Here is a 16,358-nt window from a genome sequence, read left to right as displayed (position 1 = left end):
GCGCCGGGCAGACGACCGGGGGAGCGATGGCCGAGTTCTTCAAGCAGTTCTTCGGATTCCTGATCTTCGCGCCGCTGACCGCGGCGGTGTTCGGGGTCGGCATCTGGGTCCTGCCCGCCGTGTTCCTGCGCGACCAGCTCGCCCGGCTGAACCTGCGGTTCTTCCACTTCTTCGTCACCGGCTACGTCTTCATCGCGATCACGGCGATCTATCTGCTCGTCGTCGGGTCGAAGCTCAGCGCGGCGGACGGCGGCGGGCGCCACCACCAGGCGGGCCCGATCCTCGGCACGCTGGCGTCGCTGGCACTCTCCTGGTGGATTCAGCGCCTGCTGCGCAAGCGCTTCCCCCGTCGCCCTCGACCAGGCGGGCCGCCGGCGCCCACCTACCCCGGGGTTGGCCGGACCGGTTACGGCCATCCCGGCTACGGTCACCCCGGATACGGCCAGCCCCCGGCCTTCCCGCCGCCTGTCCAGCCCGGCTACACCCCGCACCCCGGTTATGCCCCGCACCCTGGCTACCCCGGCTATCCGGCCTTCCCACCGGCCCATCAGCCCGGTCAGCCCGGTCAGCCCGGCCAGCTAGGGCAGCCCACCCCGCCTCCCCCGCCAGACGGCGATCCCACCGCCATCGAACCGCCCCGCCCCCCCGGCCTGCCCTGGGCCGTCCCGCCCCCCGGGCCGTCCACACCCCCTCCGGCGCACCCCGCCGACTGACGGTTCGGCGGCGTCCTCCACGTCCTCGACGTCATGCGGGTCCGGCGGAACGCGGAGCCCGCGACGGCGCGCGGGTCGACCAGCTGACTCGCCGCCGGCTCGGACCGGCCCCGTCCTGAGGTCAGGATGGCGGCCGCGGCGGATACGCTGATAAGCGGCGCGGAACCGAATCGGGTGCGTGCCCCCGCGTGCTGGCGGCCCGCTGGCGAACCCAGTTGGCGAACCCAGTGGCAAGCCCGGGCCTGGCGCGCGCCGCCACGAGTGCAGCGACCGGGCCGCGCGACCCCGCCCCGCCGCGCTCGCCGGCCGCACGCCGAGGCGCCGTGCCTGGTCGCCGACCAGCGGTCGCTTTCCTGGAGGCCCGCAATGTCATCCCGGGGGACGCCCCGGATCCCCGGCAGTCGAAGGTCCTGAGGTCACAAGATGCCCGCACTGCGTTCCCGTACGACCACCCATGGCCGCAACATGGCCGGCGCCCGCGCCCTGTGGCGGGCCACCGGCATGACCGAGGACGACTTCGGCAAGCCGATCGTGGCGATCGCCAACAGCTTCACCCAGTTCGTCCCGGGGCACGTGCACCTGAGGGACCTGGGCAGGCTGGTCGCTGACTCGGTCGCGGCGGCCGGCGGCGTCGGGCGCGAGTTCAACACGATCGCCGTGGACGACGGGATCGCGATGGGGCACGGCGGGATGCTGTACTCGCTGCCGTCGCGAGAGATCATCGCGGACAGCGTCGAGTACATGGTCAACGCGCACTGCGCCGACGCCCTGGTCTGCATCTCCAACTGCGACAAGATCACCCCGGGGATGCTGCTCGCCGCGCTGCGGCTCAACATCCCGACCGTGTTCGTCTCCGGTGGGGCGATGGAGTCCGGCAACGCGGTCGTCCAGGGTGGCACGGTCCGCTCCCGGCTCGACCTCATCGACGCGATGACGGCGGCCGTCAACCCGGACGTCAGCGATGCCGACCTCAGCATCATCGAACGCTCCGCCTGCCCGACCTGTGGCTCCTGCTCGGGGATGTTCACCGCGAACTCGATGAACTGCCTGACCGAGGCGATGGGCCTGTCACTGCCGGGCAACGGCTCGACGCTGGCCACCGCCGCCGCCCGCCGGGAGCTGTTCGTCGAGGCCGGCCGGCTCGTCGTCGACCTCGCCCGCCGCTACTACGAGAAGGACGACGAGGGCGTGCTGCCGCGCTCGATCGCCAGCGCCGCCGCCTTCCGCAACGCCTTCGCCGTCGACGTCGCCATGGGCGGCTCGACGAACACCGTGCTGCACCTGCTCGCCGCCGCCGTCGAGGCCGGTGTCGAGGTCACCCTCGCCGACATCGACGAGATCTCCCGGCGGGTGCCCAACCTGTGCAAGGTCGCGCCCAGCTCGACGAAGTACTACATGGAGGACGTCCACCGCGCCGGCGGCATCCCCGCGATCCTCGGCGAGCTGGACCGGGGCGGGCTGCTCGACCCGAACGTGCACAGCGTGCACTCGGCGAGCCTGCGCGAGTTCCTCGACCGTTGGGACATCCGCGGCGCCAGCCCCGCGCCGGACGCCGTCGAGCTCTTCCACGCCGCGCCGGGCGGGGTGCGCACCACCGAGCCGTTCAGCTCGACGAACCGGTGGGACACCCTCGACACCGACGCCGCGGACGGGTGCATCCGCTCGGTCGAGCACGCCTACTCCGCCGAGGGCGGCCTCGCCGTGCTGCACGGCAACCTGGCCGAGGACGGCGCCGTGGTGAAGACCGCCGGTGTCCCCGAGGACCAGTGGGCGTTCGCCGGCCCGGCGGTCGTCGTCGAGAGCCAGGACGAGGCCGTCGAGGCGATCCTCGGTGGCCGGGTGAAGCCGGGTGACGTCATCGTCGTCCGGTACGAGGGTCCGCGCGGCGGCCCGGGCATGCAGGAGATGCTCTACCCGACGGCGTACCTCAAGGGCCGCGGTCTCGGGCCGAAGTGCGCGCTCATCACCGACGGACGGTTCTCCGGCGGCAGCTCGGGCCTGTCGATCGGGCACGTCTCGCCGGAGGCGGCGCACGGTGGCACGATCGCGCTGGTCCGCGACGGTGACCGGATCGAGATCGACATCCCGGCCCGCCGGCTCGCGCTGATGGTCCCGGACGAGGAGCTGGCCGCCCGCCGGGTCGAGCTCGAGGCCGGCCAGGGCTTCCGGCCGGTCGGCAGGGAGCGGCAGGTCTCGGCGGCGCTGCGCGCCTACGCCGCGATGGCCACGTCGGCCTCCACGGGCGCCGCCCGCGACGTCAGCCTCCTCGGCGGCTGATCCCACCGACCACCCACCGGTCTGACCCGCTTGACCCTGCCTGCTGACAGATAACCGCTGTCGGGCTACTCGACGCGCCAAAGCCGGAGGGTCCGGTCCGAGCTGACGCTGGCCAGCAGGGTGCCGTCGGGTGAGAACACCGCGGACCACACGACGTCGCCGTGCCCGGTGAGCGGAACGTAGGCCACCGGGTGCGCGAGGTCGGTGACGCCCCACAACCGGATGGTCTTGTCGTCGCCGGCGGTCGCGAGCAGGTGACCGTCGGGGGAGAACGCGACGGACCGCACGGCGCTCCTGTCGCCGGTGAGCAGCCCGTCCGACCTGGGAGACACCGGGTCGGCGATGTCCCAGAGCCGGATGGTCCTGTCGTCGCTGGCGGTGGCCAGCTGCCTGCCGTCCGGCGAGAACGCGACGTCCCGGATCTGGTCGGTGTGACCGGTGAGCGGGGCGCCGATGGCCCGGGGGTTCGCGGAGTTGGTGATGTCCCAGAGCCGGACGGTGGTGTCCCAGCTGCCGGTGGCCAGCAGCCTGCCGTCGGGTGAGAACGCCACGGACCGGACGGCGTCGGTGTGCCCGGTGATCCGGCCGACCGCCACGGGTTTCGCCGGGTTGGTGATGTTCCACAGCCGGGCGGTCGTGTCGAGGCTGCCGGTGGCCAGCAGCTTGCCGTCAGGTGAGAACGCCACCGACCGCACGCCGCCGGTGTGGCCCCGCAGCGGCGCGCCGATCTGCTCGGCGTGGGCCGGGTCGCTGACGTCCCACAGGCGGATGGTGGTGTCGTCGCTGGCGGTGGCAAGCAGTTTGCCGTCCGGCGAGAACACGACGTCGCGGACCTCGATGGAGTGGCCGGTGAGCGGCGCCCCCACGGCCAGCGGGCTAGCGGGACTGCTGATGTCCCAGAGCCGGACGGTGGTGTCCCAGCTGCCGGTGGCCACCAGCCTGCCGTCCGGCGAGAAGGCCAGCGATGCCACCGGGGCGGTGTGGCCCGTGTAGACGGTGCTGACGGGACTGGCTGGCGCCAGCGGGCCCGCGCCGGACGCGTCCGCTCGGGTGCCCGACGTGTCCTGGCGGGCGTTGATGGTCAGGATGACGGCGGCCGCGCCGGCCGCCACGCCGGCGAGCAGGATGGCGACCAGGACGACCAGGCCGCGCCGCGGACTCCGGCGCCGCCCAGGCGGATCGGTGGCCGTGGCGTCGACGGGTACGTCGGGGTCCTCGACGGTCGCCGGACCGGTGACGATGCCGGGCTGGCCGCTGCCCGACGTCGAGTCCTGGTCGGTCGGGTGCCCCGGGCCAGCGGACGGCCCGGCCTGGCCGGTGGACACGGCCGGGCGACCCATGAAACCGGGGACGTCACCGCGCTGGCCGGCCACCTCGGGGAGCCGGTCGGCCGGCCGCGCCGAGCCCGCTGCGCGGCCGACGACCGGCGGCGGTTCGGAGTCCGTCGTCGGCATCGACGCCTGAGTGGGGATGTTCAGGTTCGTGGGGATCTCCGGCCGACCGGTGACCTCCTCGAGGATGGTGGCCGAGCGGTCCTCCGTACCCGGGTCGGTGAGCTCGGCCAGCCCGATCACCGAGGGGTCGGTGTCGATGAGATGCAGCAGAAGCTCGCGTGACGTGGGGCGGGCAGCCGGGTCCTTGGCCATGGCATGGGCGACCAGGTAGCGCAGCCTCCGTGGCAACGCGGTCACGTCGGGGGTGCTGTGGACGACGTGACGAAGGACCGTCGAGGTGGCCTGGTTGCCGAAGGGCGGGCGTCCCGTGGCCGCGAAGAGGATCACCGCGCCCCAGGCATGGACGTCGACCGCCGGGGTGATGGCCTGACCGAGGGCCTGTTCCGGAGCCATGAAGGCGGGAGTGCCGATGGATGCGCTCGTCGCCGTCGTGATGGCACTGGCGGCGTCGAGCGCGCGGGCGATGCCGAAGTCGATGACGCAGGGGCCGGTCGGCGACAGGAGGATGTTGCCCGGTTTGAGATCCCGGTGGACGACTCCGGCCGCGTGAATCGCCGTCATGGCCGAGGCGACGGCGACCGCGAGCCGTTCCAGCTCTGTCGGCGGTAGTGGCCCGCGGTCCCGGATCGCCCTGGCCAGGGTCGGTCCCTTGATGTATTCGGTGACCAGGTAAGGGCGTTCGCCGGTGGTGTCGACGTCGAGAACCTCGGCGGTGCAGAACCGAGCGACGCGCTGGGCCGACTGCGCCTCCAGCAGGAAGCGCCTGCGGAACTCGGGAATGCGGGCGAGGTCCGACCGGATGACCTTCACCGCCAGCAGCCGCGGCGCGGTGACTCCGGCGCCCTGGTCGTTGTCCGCCTCCGCGTCGGAGGTGGGTTGGGCGAGGTACACGGTGCCCATGCCGCCAGCGCCGAGCCGGCCAAGGAGCGTGTACGGGCCGACGGTGGCCGGGTCGCTCTCGCCCAACGCCGCCACGTTTTTGGCGTCGTCGCTCTTACCGACCACCCTTGCCCCCCGGATTGGCCGATCCGGTCATTCATCTCCCGATGAATCGCGTACCGGATCGTCCATCACAAAGGTTAGCCCACCCGATACCACTATCGCTGGCCGGCTTTAGTCGGTTTCGGTTGGCAACTCGACCGGTCGTTCCTCGGCCGGCGCGGCGTGGCGACCCGGTACCTGGGCGGCCCGACTGCCCGGGCGGGTGACCGCCCGGGCAGGATCAGCGCCAGGAGACGGCCTAGCTCGTCATGGCGAGGGAGAGGGCGAAGTCGTCCTCGGGGTCGGTCCACCAGTGGGTCAGACGCCAGCCCGCGGCGGTGAGCTCGCGTTCCACCGTCGCCCGGTCGAACTTGGCGCTGATCTCGGTACGCATCTCCTCGCCGTCGGCGAACGAGACGGTCAGGTCCAGATTCGTCAGGCGCACGGTCTGCGCCCGCACCGAACGCAGCCGCATCTCGATCCAGCGGTTCTCGGGGTCCCATCGGGCGACATGCGCGAACCCGCGCAGGTCGAAGTCGGCGCCGAGCTCACGGTTGAGCACGGTGAGCACGTTGCGGTTGAACGCCGCCGTGACGCCGGCACTGTCGTCGTAGGCGGCGACCAGGCGGCGCGGATCCTTGACGAGGTCGGTCCCGAGCAGCAGCGCGCCGTCCTGGCCTACCCGCTCCCGCAGTCCGGTCAGCAGCAGGTGCCGCTCGGGCGGGCGCAGGTTGCCGATCGTGCCTCCGAAGAAGGCGACCAGCGTGCCAGCCGGCGCGTCGCCCATGCCCGGCGCGCCCTCACCCGGCGCCTCGACGCCGAGAGCGGCACCCTCCGGCCGCGTGGTGGTCCTCGTCGCGGTGCCCGCCGTCGGCAGCAGGCCGAGGTGCTGGCGGAAGTCGCCGACGACCGCGTGCACGGCGAGCCCCGGGTGCGCGGCCTTGGCCGCGGCGCCCGCCCTGGACAGCGCGTCGGCGTCGACGTCGAGCGGGACGAAGCGGCGCAGGCGACCGGTACCGGCCAGGGCGGCCAGCAGCATCCGTGTCTTCTCCGAGGTGCCTGAGCCCAGCTCCACCAGCGTGTCGGCTCCCCCGCCCGGCAGCGCGGTCGCGAGCGCGGCGGACAGGTCCGCGGCGTGCGCCGACAGGATCCCCCGCTCCGTCCTCGTCTGGTAGTACTCCGGCAGCTCGGTGATCTTCCCGAAGAGCATGCTGCCGGTCGTGTCGTAGAACCAGGTGGGCGGCAGCTCCTTGGGAGTGGCGGTGAGCCCCGCGCGCGCGTCGGCCGCCAGCGCCGCCGCGCGCTGCGCCTCGGTCAGGTGCCGTTCGATCGTGATGCCGCCTCGGGCCTTCAACAGAGCGGCCACGTCGGCCGGGGTCGGGGTACGCGTGGCTTGCGGTGTCCTCGAAGTCATGCGGACGTCCTTCGTCAGTTAGTCAACTCAGGGTAGTCGTCCTACAAGGTCAAATTACTTAGAGTTACTTCGCGTGTGTCGGCTACCAACAAGCGGTGGTTCGGTACTTCGACCCAGACGTCCGGACCGGGGCTGGGCTGCCCCGCCGCGTCCGCCGCGCCCGATGGAAACGGTGCCTCCTCGATCGAGACCGAGGCCGACGCCTGGAGCGCCGTGGCGTCGTCGCCGTGACCAGGCCCGGCACCGGCCGGGCCGTCGACGGTGTCGTCGTCTGGTTCGCTCGCCACCAGCACCCCCGCGGGGCCGAGCCGGTACCAGAGCGTCTCGTTCCAGGTGGTGGCGACGATCTGGCGGCCGTCGGTGACGAGCACGTTGAGCCTGGTCGGCGGCACCTGGCCACCCGCCTCGCGGGCCCCCGCGCTGGCGGCCGCCTTGGCCCCGACCGTCGTCACCACCTCGGCGACCGCCTCCGCCAGCCCCACCCCGGCGATCGTCCGCTCCCAGACCAGCGCGGCGAGCAGCGCCGAGTCGCAGCGCGAGTCCGGCGTCGGCGCGTCCGGTCGGCCGGCGAGCAGCGCGGTCAGGATGGCGGGGTCGGCGCGGCCGTTGTGGCTGAGCAGCAACGGCCCATGGGCGAACGGCGCCGTGGCCGTCTCCTCGATCGGCATGCCGACCGTGGCGTCGCGAACCGCGGCCAGGACGCAACCCGACGCCACCGCCCCGGCGAACGACGCGAACGAGGCGTCGGTCCACATCGGCACTGCTCGCCGGTAGCGGGCCGGCTCGGGCCGGACGGCCGGCGCATACCAGCCGACGCCGAACCCGTCGGCGTTGATCCGCCCATGCCGCTGCCGCCGAGGCGCCCATGACTGACGCAGCAGCCCGAACGGCGGTTCGGCGACCACCTCGGCCAGCGTCCGCTCGGCGCCCAACCAGGCGAGGTGTCTGCACATGCGCTAGGCACCTGTCCTCGCGAGCCGGAAACCGGCGAAGATCTGCCGCCTGATCGGGTGATCCCAGTTGCGGAACGTCGCGCGCACCGCGCCGGGATCGGTCGCCCACGAGCCGCCGCGCAGCACCTTGTAGCCGCGGAACTCACGCTCGATGTCGGTGGGGGTACCCGCGCCCGCGCTCGCGGCGCCGTGGCCGGCGACGGCGTCTGCGGGGTCGGCGGGCGGCCGGAAGAAGACGTCGCTGTACTCCCGGTACGGGAAGGCGGCGAAGCCCGGGTAGGCGGCGAAGTCGGAGGAGGTCCATTCCCACACGTCGCCGATGAGCTGCTCGGCGCCGCAGGGGCTCGCGCCGGCCGGATACGCGCCCAGCGGCGCCGGCCGCGCCGACCGGTGGCCGAGGTTCGCGTGCTCCGGCGCCGGTGCCTGGTCGCCCCAGGGGAAGCGGCGTGAGCGGCCGGTCGCCGGGTCGAACGCGCAGGCCTTCTCCCACTCGGCCTCGGTCGGCAGCCGTCGCCCCGCCCAGCGGGCGTGCGCCTGCGCCTCGTACCAGCAGACGTGCTGCACCGGCTCGTCCAGCGGGAGCGGCTCGTCCCGGCCGAAGCGGCGCCGCAGCCAGCCGCCCGCGCCGTCGCGGCGCCAGAAGAGCGGTGCCGTCAGCCCCTCGCGGCACCGCCACGCCCAGCCGGCCGCGGACCAGAGCCGCTCGTCGTCGTAGCCGCCGTCCGCCAGGAACGCCAGGTGCGCTCGGTTCGACACGGGCAGCCGGCCAATCCGGAAGTCGGGCAGGGCGACCCGATGGGCCGGGCGTTCGTTGTCATACGCCCAGAGGTCGGTGCTCGTGCCCATCACGAACTCGCCGGCCGGAACCAGCACCTCGTCGTCGCCAGGTACCGGCCGGCCGGGCGGCGGGGGCGCGCCCTCGTCGACCACGGGCTCGCCGGCGCGCAGCTGCAGCGTGGCGAGCATGGTCTCGTCGTGCTGATGCTCGTGCTGGACGACCATCCCGTAGACGAAGCCGCCGGTGAGCAGCCTGCCTGGCAGGTCGAGGGTGGTCTGACCGGGGACGGCGGCCGCCGGGGGCGCGGCCGGCCCGGCGATCCTGGCCGCTCCGGCCGCTTGCGCCGACTCGGCCAGCGCGACGTCCGGTGGGGCGAGCGTGCCCCTGGCGTCAAGCGTGGCGAAGGTGTCGAGCGCCCGGTCGCGTACGTCGGCGAGATAGGCGCGCGCCTGGGACGGGGAGAGCAGTGGCAACGTGGGCCGGTCGGCCCGCGGGTGCCGGAAGGCGTCGTAGATGTCGTCGATGCCAGGCAGCAGCGGGTCGGCTCCGGTGAGCGCCCGTATCAGCCACAGCTCCTCGTAGTTGCCGACGTGGGCCAGGTCCCACACCAGCGGGGACATGAGCGGCGAATGCTGGCGCAGCAACTCGTCGTCGTCGAGGTCGGTGTAGGCGAGTGTCCGGCGACGGCTGCCCTCCAGCGCCGCGGCCCAGCCGGCCGCCGTCGTGGTCACCGGGTCTCCTCGCGCAACAGGCCGGCGGGGCCGACCTGGGCGAAGCGTTCAGCCAGCCGGTCGGCCGGCGTGCGGCCACGGGCCGGGTAGTCGTCCCGGAACCTCGCGACGACCGCGCGCAGGTCGTCGCCCGCGCCGAGGCGCCCGAGCGCGTCGAGCGCGAGGTCCATGCAGGTCAGCGCCGCGGTGCGCAGCGTGTCGTCGGCGAGCCCGTGCGCGCTCGCCGCGGACCACCCCTCGTCCGCGTCGGAGCACGCGGCCGCCGCGCCCGCGGCGGCGATGGGGTCGTCGAGCAGCGCGGTGGTGACCGCGACCGGCACCATCCACAGGTCGAACGGCTGCGCGTCGAGGTAGCGGATCTCCAGCCAGCCGCGGGGCCGTACCGGCGGGAACACCGTCGTCGCGTGCAGCACCAGGTCGTCGAGGGTGGGCGGGCGGCTCGTCGGCCCGGCGCCGCGCAGCCAGTCTCCGAACGTGGACCCGTCACGCACCGGTACGAGCAGGCCCTCGCCGTGGTCGTCCGCGTCGCGGGAGAGGGCCGGGCGCTGGCCCGGCCCGTCGGGGCCGTCCGGGGAGGAGCCGTCCGGGGCGGGGGCGTTCGTCTCGGGGGCGCGGATCATCATGAGGCGGGCCGCGAGCAGATACTCGGCCCAGCGGCACGTCATGTCGGCCGCCGCCATGTGCGCGTGGCCAACCGGCCGGGTCCTGGTCGGGTCGAGCGCCTCCCACACCCGGGTTCGACCCGAGCGCAACCCCGTGAGCGCGCCGAGCCGGGCGGGAGAGGCGGCGAACATCGCCGCCAGCACCGGCTGCAGCTGGTGCGCGAGCCGCCAGCGCCGGGCGACGTCGGGCTGGTCGTGGCCGGCGTCCAGGTTGACCTGCACCGACGCGCTGGAGCACATCATGATCTCGCCGGCCTCGTGACCGTTCGCCGCCCAGTAGCCCGCCATGGCGGCATAGCGGTCGGCGGCGAGCCAGCGCACGGGCGGGCGCAGCGGGTCGAGCCCCAGACCGGCGAGCCCCAGGCCGGCGTCGGCGAGCGCCGCGCGCACGGCGGCAAGGTCGCTCGCCAGCCGGCTGACCGCCAGCGGCAGTGGCGATGGCGGTCCCGACAGCTCCAGCTGCCCGCCCGGCTCGAAGGTGACGCGGCTGCCCCCGGCGAGCACCGCTGCCGCGGCCGCGATGGTCGGGATGCCCCCGCCGGCGGTGCCAGGGGCCTCGGTCGCCCCGGCGGGCGAGCCCTGCCGGCTGGCCTCGCCGGAACGCCCGATGAGCGCGGCCAGGGCGCCCCAGGTCCGCTCCGGTGGCACCGAGGTGTCACTCGCCGCCCGGTCCACCACCAGCCACTCGGTCTCGATTCCGACGGTGCGCGGACCGGGGCGCGCGGGCAGGCAGCTGGCCGCGTAGCGCAACACGTCGTCCACGGTCAGCCCGGCGAGCGAGCGGCGCGGGGAGCCCCCCGCGACCGGGACGCCCGCCCGCGCGGCGTCCGGTGCCACCGGTGTCGGCGCGGATGGGGACGAGGTCGGATGTGGTGGCATCGGATCCTCCCGGGATCGCCCACGGCCCGCACGCCACGGGCGGAAGCTGGCGTCCACTCTCGCGGCCGCCTTCCGACTCGACGTCACTTCCGCGCGGCCGCGATCGGGCTTGGCCGCCCGCTGACCTTCCAGGTGCCCGGCCAGGCGTGCCGCCCAGTCACCCGACGCGTCGATACACCCCGAGCGTGGCGGATAAACCGGTGGGCCGCGACATTTCGCCGCGCGTGTGACGACAAGCCCAAGGGGCAGACACGGACAACCGTTGCCCAGTGCGCCGTCTGTGACGTCCTTGCCTTACCGTGTGATCCTGCGGACGAACGCAGACCAGGCGGAAGCATGGGGATTCCACCGAGCCGCTTCCGACCCCTGCCGGCGCCGAATTCGCGGGACACGCAGACCAGGCTGATCGGGGGACCTCCCAGCAGACCCGCCAGCTCGGCGAAGCCGGGCAGGCGGAAACCCGGGCTCCGACGATCCGGCAGGAACCCTGGGGAGGACGGTTGACGGGAAGCGGGAACCGGGCGACTCCTGGACGTTCGGCGATGGCGGAGTACCAGCGGCGTCGGGCCCTGTACACGGCCGAACGGGACGATCGGCGGATCCGCGTCGCCGTGCTCGCCGGCCTCGCCGCGGGCGGTGCCGTGCTCGCCGTCGTGCTGGTCGGGCTCGCCCTCAACCTCTCGGCGGTCACGCTGGTCCGCGCCGGGATCGCCGTCGCGCTGGTGGTCCTGGTGGTCGCGGCGGTCCGTTTCTACCGGATCCCGCCGGAGATCGAGGCCTGGCGGCAGGACGCCGGGGCCGAGCGGCACACCGCCAGGGCGCTCGACCGGCTGACCCGAGCCGGCTACACGGTGCTGCACGACCGGTCGACAGCCGAGTCGGCCGGCAACATCGACCACCTGATCATCGGGCCTTCGGGCGTCTGGGTGGTGGAGACCGACGCGCACCGCGGCCCGGTCCGGGAGAGCAGCGCCGGCGTGTGGGTGGGCAAGGTACCGCTCCGCGCCCGGCTGGGACTGGTCGCGTGGACCGGTGAACAGGTCAGCACGGCCCTGCTCGCCGAGCTCCCCGACGGCTGGCAGCTGCAGGCGCAGACCGTGCTCGCGTTCGCGCGTGCCGACGTCCCCGGCGGGCTCGCCCTGGTCGACGGCGTTCTCCTGCTGCCGGCCGCGGGCGTGGCCGAGTACGTGCTGTCCGCCGGGGTGGTGCTGCGCCCGCTGGATGTCGCGATGCTCGTCGACGTCGTCGAGCGGGTCCTGCCCGCCTACCAGGTAACCGGCCCGCCGCCGACCTGGTCCGCCCTGTCCAAGCTGCGCGGCCTGCGCCGCCGCGAACGCCTCTAGCCAAAGTCGCTCCCACGAAAGATAGGCTGGCGCTGACCTCCCGGGGACCCTGCGGCGATAATGGCGGAGCCTCGCGTGGCCGGAGGCCGTCAGGCGCGGCCTAGCCCACCCGGACGCGAACGAGCTCAGAAGCCGGGATAGCCAGGCGGGACGCGGACGCCGGTGCCGTCAGGCTCCTCGTCGTCGCGGTAGGCGATGGACACGTCGAACACGTCCTCGCCGTCGCCGTCGAGGCGATCATCCATCCCGTCGTCTCCACCGCCGGGGGGCAGGTGACCGGCGAAGTCCTCCGGGCCCAGACCCGGCGGGTCGAGCTCGGCGGGGTCGAGGTCGTCGGGAACGAGGTTGATGTCGTCGACCTCGCCGTGCATCTTCGAGCCGTTGAGCACGACGGGAATCTCCAGATCGCCGACGACGTGCTCGACGTAGAACGCCCGCTGCCCGATCAGCCAGAGGGCGAACCCGGGGTCGAGGCGCGGCAGCAGGTCGGCGGCGACGTCGGTGAGGCCGAGCGCCTGCTGGGTCGCCGCCACCTGGTCGGTCGCCTGCTTGTAGAGGATCCGGGTGGACGTCTCGGCCAGCAGGCCCTTGGCGATCTCCACCGAGTCGGGGGAGGCGGACAGCAGGTCGGAGATCCGGTGCGCCACGATGGCGTTCGCGCAGCCCCACTGCCTGGCGAGCTTCTGCTGCGCCGACAGCCTTCGGACGAGCCCGGCGAACCGCATCAGCCGCCAGCACTCGTCGTAGACCACGTAGCGCTGCACGCCGTCCTGGCGCATCAGCGCGGCCTCCATCCAGCCCTGCGCGCAGGTCATGATCAGCGCGATCATCTCGTCCGAGCCCTGCACCCGCTCCAGGTTGAGCACGGCGATCGGCCGGTCGAAGTCGAGTGGAGAGGTCGTCGGCCCGTCGAACAGGCCGGACAGCGCCCCACCCGTGAGCCGGCGCAGCGTGAGGGTGGCATCCCGGGAGGCGTCGCGCAGCTCGGTGGCCGTCATCGGCAGACCGACGCAGTCCGCCTCGCTCGGCTCCGTCATCGCGTCCAGTACGTGCCCGAGGAGCGGGGTCGCCCAGCGGTCCGTGGTCGCGCCGGTGATCTGCCGGCTGACGACGTCGAGGGCCAGGTCGATCGCGGTGTGCTCCGCCGGGGTGAGCGGCACACCCTTGGCCGTCTCGATCAGTGACGCGAGCAGCGACGAGCGCGCCCGCTTGACCTCGCGCGCCCAGTCGTGGTCGTGAATGCCGCGCGGACGGGGCGGCGCGTCCAACGGGTTCAGCCGGGTCGACATGCCAGGGCCGATGTAGGTCGGTTCGCAGCCGAGCCGGCGGGCGAGCCGGGTGTACTCGCCCTTCGGGTCACAGGGCACCGCCGCCTGGTAGCCGAACGCCGCGCCGCGCGACATCAGCGTCTTCAGCAGCGATGACTTGCGTGAGCCGACCGCGCCGAAGACGGCGAAGTTCGGGTTCTCGATGACCTGCTGGCGGTAGAGCTCGAAGACGTCGAACACGAAGGAGTTGCCCGACCAGACGTGCCGGCCGATGAACATGCCCGGCGCGTCCAGCCCTGAGTCGACGACGAACGGATAGATCCCGGCGATCTGTGCCGTCGTCTCCATGTGCGCTGGTAGGCGCAGTTTGTGGAACGTCTGACCCCGGAACGCGCCACTGGTCCGCGGCGGCTGCGCCCCTCGGCGCAGCGCCGCCTGCGCGCGCCGCGTCGCCGCGCGGTCGGCCCGTTCGGCCGCCGCGGCCGACTTCTCCGCCCGGCGTGCTCCGCGAGCAGACCCCCCACCGTCGCGCCGGCCGGCCCGGCGCCTGCCGCGAGGGTTTCCGCCGAGGTCGACGTAGCCGGTCGCGTCCCGGCCCGGGTCGTAGTCCGGTCCCCTGACCGGCCCATCCGGGGCCGTGTCACCGGACAGCGGGCCGGCGTCGTACTCGTAGCCGTCGTCGTCGGGGTAGCCAATGCTTGCGGCGTGGTACCCGCCATCGCCCACGGCCGCCCGTCCATCGGCCGTTCCAGGTCCTTCGCCGTGGCCGTTGGGCCCGTCGTACTGGCCGTCGCCGTATGCCTCGTCGAAGCCGTCGTTGTCGTCGACCGCGCTCGCGCCGTCGGCGACGCCCGCTCGGCTCGCGTGGCCGCGGCCGTCAGTGATGGACGGCCGGGCCGGCTCGGAGTCCGTCATGACACACCCACCGCGAGCGGCAGCGCACCGACGTGGAAACCCTGGTCCTGCTCGCCGACGAGGCGCACCATCTCCAGCCGACTGCGCGAGGCCAGCGTCTCGGCCTCGCCGCAGGCGTCGGCGAGGCCGTCGAGGTCGTCGGCGGACACCGTCACGAAGCCATGGAACCGGAACGCGCCGAAGCCGGCGATCAGCTCCTGCTCGCGTCGCTCCACCTCATCCGCCTCGGTCATGTCGCGCTGGGTCGTCACCTTGCCGAACTTGTCCCGCATCTCCTGCTCCCCGAGGTGCGTCATCCGGCGCCGGTTCACCGCCCGCTCGGCCTTGCGGCCAGGCAACGGCTCGACCACCAGCGACACGGTCCGCCGGCAGGTCGTCTCCATCAGCAGCGGGGCGAGGAACGCGGCCGGCGACGGCACCCGTGGCCAGCCGTTGATCCAGTAGGTGGTGTGGAAACCGGAGTCGGTGCGGTAGTGGTCCCAGGAGGCGACCGCGCGCACCGGGCCGGCGACCGCCGGGTCGATCCCCGACGGCAGGCCCTTCAGACCACCGGCCAGGTCGTGCGTGGCGCCGCCGCGCGCGTCGATCATGTCTACGGAGTACGGGTCATAGGTGGTGCGGATGACCGCCGCCAGTGCCCGCGGCGGGAGCCAGCCGACCGTGCTGATCTGCGCCCTGGCGAGCGCCGCCTCCATCGTGCGCAGCTCGCCGAGCAGCACCGCGCAGGCCGCGCGGTCGCCGCCGCCGCCCCGCTGGATCGCCCGGCGGGCGTCGCGGGCGCGCAGCTGGAACGACAGGTAGGTCTCGTGGCGCTGCGCCACCGGGCCGGCCGCGTCGATGATCTCCTGGTAGGCCTCCGCTGCCCAGGAGTCGTCGTGGTGGCCCCGCACCCGCCAGTGCCGCTGCAACGTGTCACCCGAGTCCGGCAACGTCCGCTCCAGCCACTGGATGCGCGCGAGCCGGCCGCCACCGGCGGTGAGCCCGGCGAGCAGCTCGCCCCAGGCATCCACCCTGGCCTGCTGGTCGCCGGACTCCAGCAGTGCGAACTGGCTGCCCTGGACCTGCAGAACGGCGGTGTAGGTCTGCTTCTTGGTGTCCTTGACGACGGCGACGTAGCGCCCGTTGCCGACGGGGACCGACAGCATGACCAGGTTGGCAAGTGGGCCGGGCAGAACGGTCCTGGTGATCTGGTCTTCGTCCGGCCCGAGCCGGAACACTCCCCCGCGGAACAACGTCTCGCCCGTCACCTTCTGCATCGTGTAGCCGAACAGAATCGGCACCCACTGATCGAGGTTACGGTCCTCGACCCGGATGAACGCGATGATGCCCAGGGCTACCGCTACCAGCACCCAGGCAGGTGCGAGAAGCAACGGTGAGCGCAGCGCGCCGAGCACACAGAGCATCACCCCGACCATCAGGCCGAGTTGCGGCCAGCGCAGGCCGAGCAGGATCCCACCCCGTTCGAGCGGGCCGAACCTATAGCTGCGTTCCGCGACCATGACCCCTGTCTTTACTCCAACGCGACGTCTCTACTCCAACGCGGTCATAGGCGAGTGCCGCCGGTAGCACAACACCAGCCGCACCAGCCGCACCAGCCGTGGCTGTCTGGCTCGGCGAGGCCACCTGGTCGTTGCCGTATGTCCTGCCGCTGCCCCTGCCGCCCCGGCCGTGCCGCCGTCCTGTCGGCCGTGCCGCCATCCGGAGGCCTGTACGGCGCCGGCGGCTGGACCGCCATCCCGCCCAGCCAGCGCGCCGGCGGTTCAGCTGCCACGAGTGGAGCCGCCGGGGACCCTGGTGCGCGCGGGCTGTGTCACCGGCGGCCGCGCGGCCGCACCGTGTGACGTGCTGGTGGCCGATGTCGTTGCGCGCGACGCGCCGACCCGAGGCTGCGCCGGGGGCAGCGCGGCGGCCGCGGAGCGAGCGCGTCCCCGGACGGCACTGGTACCGGCGCCAACGCCACCGGTGCTGCCGGCGGCCGAAGCGATGGCCG

At 73.4% G+C, this 16,358-nt stretch carries 10 protein-coding genes; 3 read left to right on the top strand and 7 right to left on the bottom strand.

From position 1 onward, the window contains the following. The first annotated feature begins 26 nt into the window (after positions 1–26). Positions 27–713 carry a hypothetical protein gene (locus FRCN3DRAFT_RS0205920; protein ID WP_007516936.1) on the top strand — a complete coding sequence of 229 codons (687 nt, stop codon included), beginning with the start codon at positions 27–29 and terminating at the stop codon, positions 711–713. Between the two features lie 423 nt (positions 714–1,136). Next, positions 1,137–2,990, top strand: coding sequence for a dihydroxy-acid dehydratase (ilvD, locus tag FRCN3DRAFT_RS0205915; protein ID WP_007516935.1), 1,854 nt, complete (start codon positions 1,137–1,139; stop codon positions 2,988–2,990). A gap of 65 nt (positions 2,991–3,055) precedes the next feature. On the opposite strand, the gene FRCN3DRAFT_RS42885 is transcribed toward ilvD, so the two are convergent. The 5 genes from FRCN3DRAFT_RS42885 to egtA form a co-directional block, all read right to left on the bottom strand. Next, complete coding sequence (locus tag FRCN3DRAFT_RS42885) at positions 3,056–5,419, bottom strand: WD40 repeat domain-containing serine/threonine protein kinase (protein ID WP_232793938.1); 2,364 nt, start codon at positions 5,417–5,419, stop codon at positions 3,056–3,058. Between the two features lie 265 nt (positions 5,420–5,684). Continuing rightward, on the bottom strand, positions 5,685–6,839 hold the full coding sequence (locus FRCN3DRAFT_RS0205905) for an L-histidine N(alpha)-methyltransferase (protein ID WP_007516933.1): 1,155 nt from the start codon (positions 6,837–6,839) through the stop codon (positions 5,685–5,687). Between the two features lie 41 nt (positions 6,840–6,880). Next, positions 6,881–7,792, bottom strand: coding sequence for an ergothioneine biosynthesis protein EgtC (egtC, locus tag FRCN3DRAFT_RS0205900; RefSeq protein ID WP_007516932.1), 912 nt, complete (start codon positions 7,790–7,792; stop codon positions 6,881–6,883). Positions 7,793–7,795: 3 nt separating this feature from the next. Further along, positions 7,796–9,301 (bottom strand): ergothioneine biosynthesis protein EgtB, encoded by a 1,506-nt coding sequence (egtB, locus tag FRCN3DRAFT_RS0205895; protein WP_007516931.1) that lies wholly within the window; start codon positions 9,299–9,301, stop codon positions 7,796–7,798. Further along, positions 9,298–10,842, bottom strand: coding sequence for an ergothioneine biosynthesis glutamate--cysteine ligase EgtA (gene egtA, locus FRCN3DRAFT_RS0205890; RefSeq protein ID WP_007516930.1), 1,545 nt, complete (start codon positions 10,840–10,842; stop codon positions 9,298–9,300). Before egtA ends, egtB begins: the two co-directional genes overlap by 4 nt. A gap of 542 nt (positions 10,843–11,384) precedes the next feature. Between egtA and FRCN3DRAFT_RS0205885 the strand changes: the two genes are divergently transcribed. Next, positions 11,385–12,185: a nuclease-related domain-containing protein gene (locus FRCN3DRAFT_RS0205885; RefSeq protein ID WP_007516929.1), complete on the top strand. Its 801-nt coding sequence runs from the start codon at positions 11,385–11,387 to the stop codon at positions 12,183–12,185. A gap of 125 nt (positions 12,186–12,310) precedes the next feature. Here FRCN3DRAFT_RS0205885 and FRCN3DRAFT_RS0205880 read toward each other — a convergent pair whose 3' ends face one another. Then, on the bottom strand, positions 12,311–14,368 hold the full coding sequence (locus FRCN3DRAFT_RS0205880; RefSeq protein ID WP_007516928.1) for a hypothetical protein: 2,058 nt from the start codon (positions 14,366–14,368) through the stop codon (positions 12,311–12,313). Beyond that, positions 14,365–15,867: an SCO6880 family protein gene (locus FRCN3DRAFT_RS0205875; RefSeq protein WP_007516926.1), complete on the bottom strand. Its 1,503-nt coding sequence runs from the start codon at positions 15,865–15,867 to the stop codon at positions 14,365–14,367. Before FRCN3DRAFT_RS0205875 ends, FRCN3DRAFT_RS0205880 begins: the two co-directional genes overlap by 4 nt. Positions 15,868–16,358 lie beyond the last annotated feature (491 nt).

This window comes from Pseudofrankia saprophytica (genome assembly GCF_000235425.2).
Classification (GTDB): Bacteria; Actinomycetota; Actinomycetes; order Frankiales; family Frankiaceae; genus Pseudofrankia; species Pseudofrankia saprophytica.
The sequence above is the reverse complement of the archived record's forward strand: the minus strand, read 5'-3'. Positions and strand labels throughout refer to the sequence as shown.

Coding starts and splice junctions, on each gene's coding strand:
- FRCN3DRAFT_RS0205920 (WP_007516936.1), top strand. CDS start 27: ATGGCCGAGTTCTTCAAGCAGTTCTTCGGATTCCTGATCTTCGCGCCG.
- ilvD (WP_007516935.1), top strand. CDS start 1,137: ATGCCCGCACTGCGTTCCCGTACGACCACCCATGGCCGCAACATGGCC.
- FRCN3DRAFT_RS0205905 (WP_007516933.1), bottom strand. CDS start 6,839: ATGACTTCGAGGACACCGCAAGCCACGCGTACCCCGACCCCGGCCGAC.
- egtC (WP_007516932.1), bottom strand. CDS start 7,792: ATGTGCAGACACCTCGCCTGGTTGGGCGCCGAGCGGACGCTGGCCGAG.
- egtA (WP_007516930.1), bottom strand. CDS start 10,842: ATGCCACCACATCCGACCTCGTCCCCATCCGCGCCGACACCGGTGGCA.
- FRCN3DRAFT_RS0205885 (WP_007516929.1), top strand. CDS start 11,385: ATGGCGGAGTACCAGCGGCGTCGGGCCCTGTACACGGCCGAACGGGAC.
- FRCN3DRAFT_RS0205880 (WP_007516928.1), bottom strand. CDS start 14,368: ATGACGGACTCCGAGCCGGCCCGGCCGTCCATCACTGACGGCCGCGGC.
- FRCN3DRAFT_RS0205875 (WP_007516926.1), bottom strand. CDS start 15,867: ATGGTCGCGGAACGCAGCTATAGGTTCGGCCCGCTCGAACGGGGTGGG.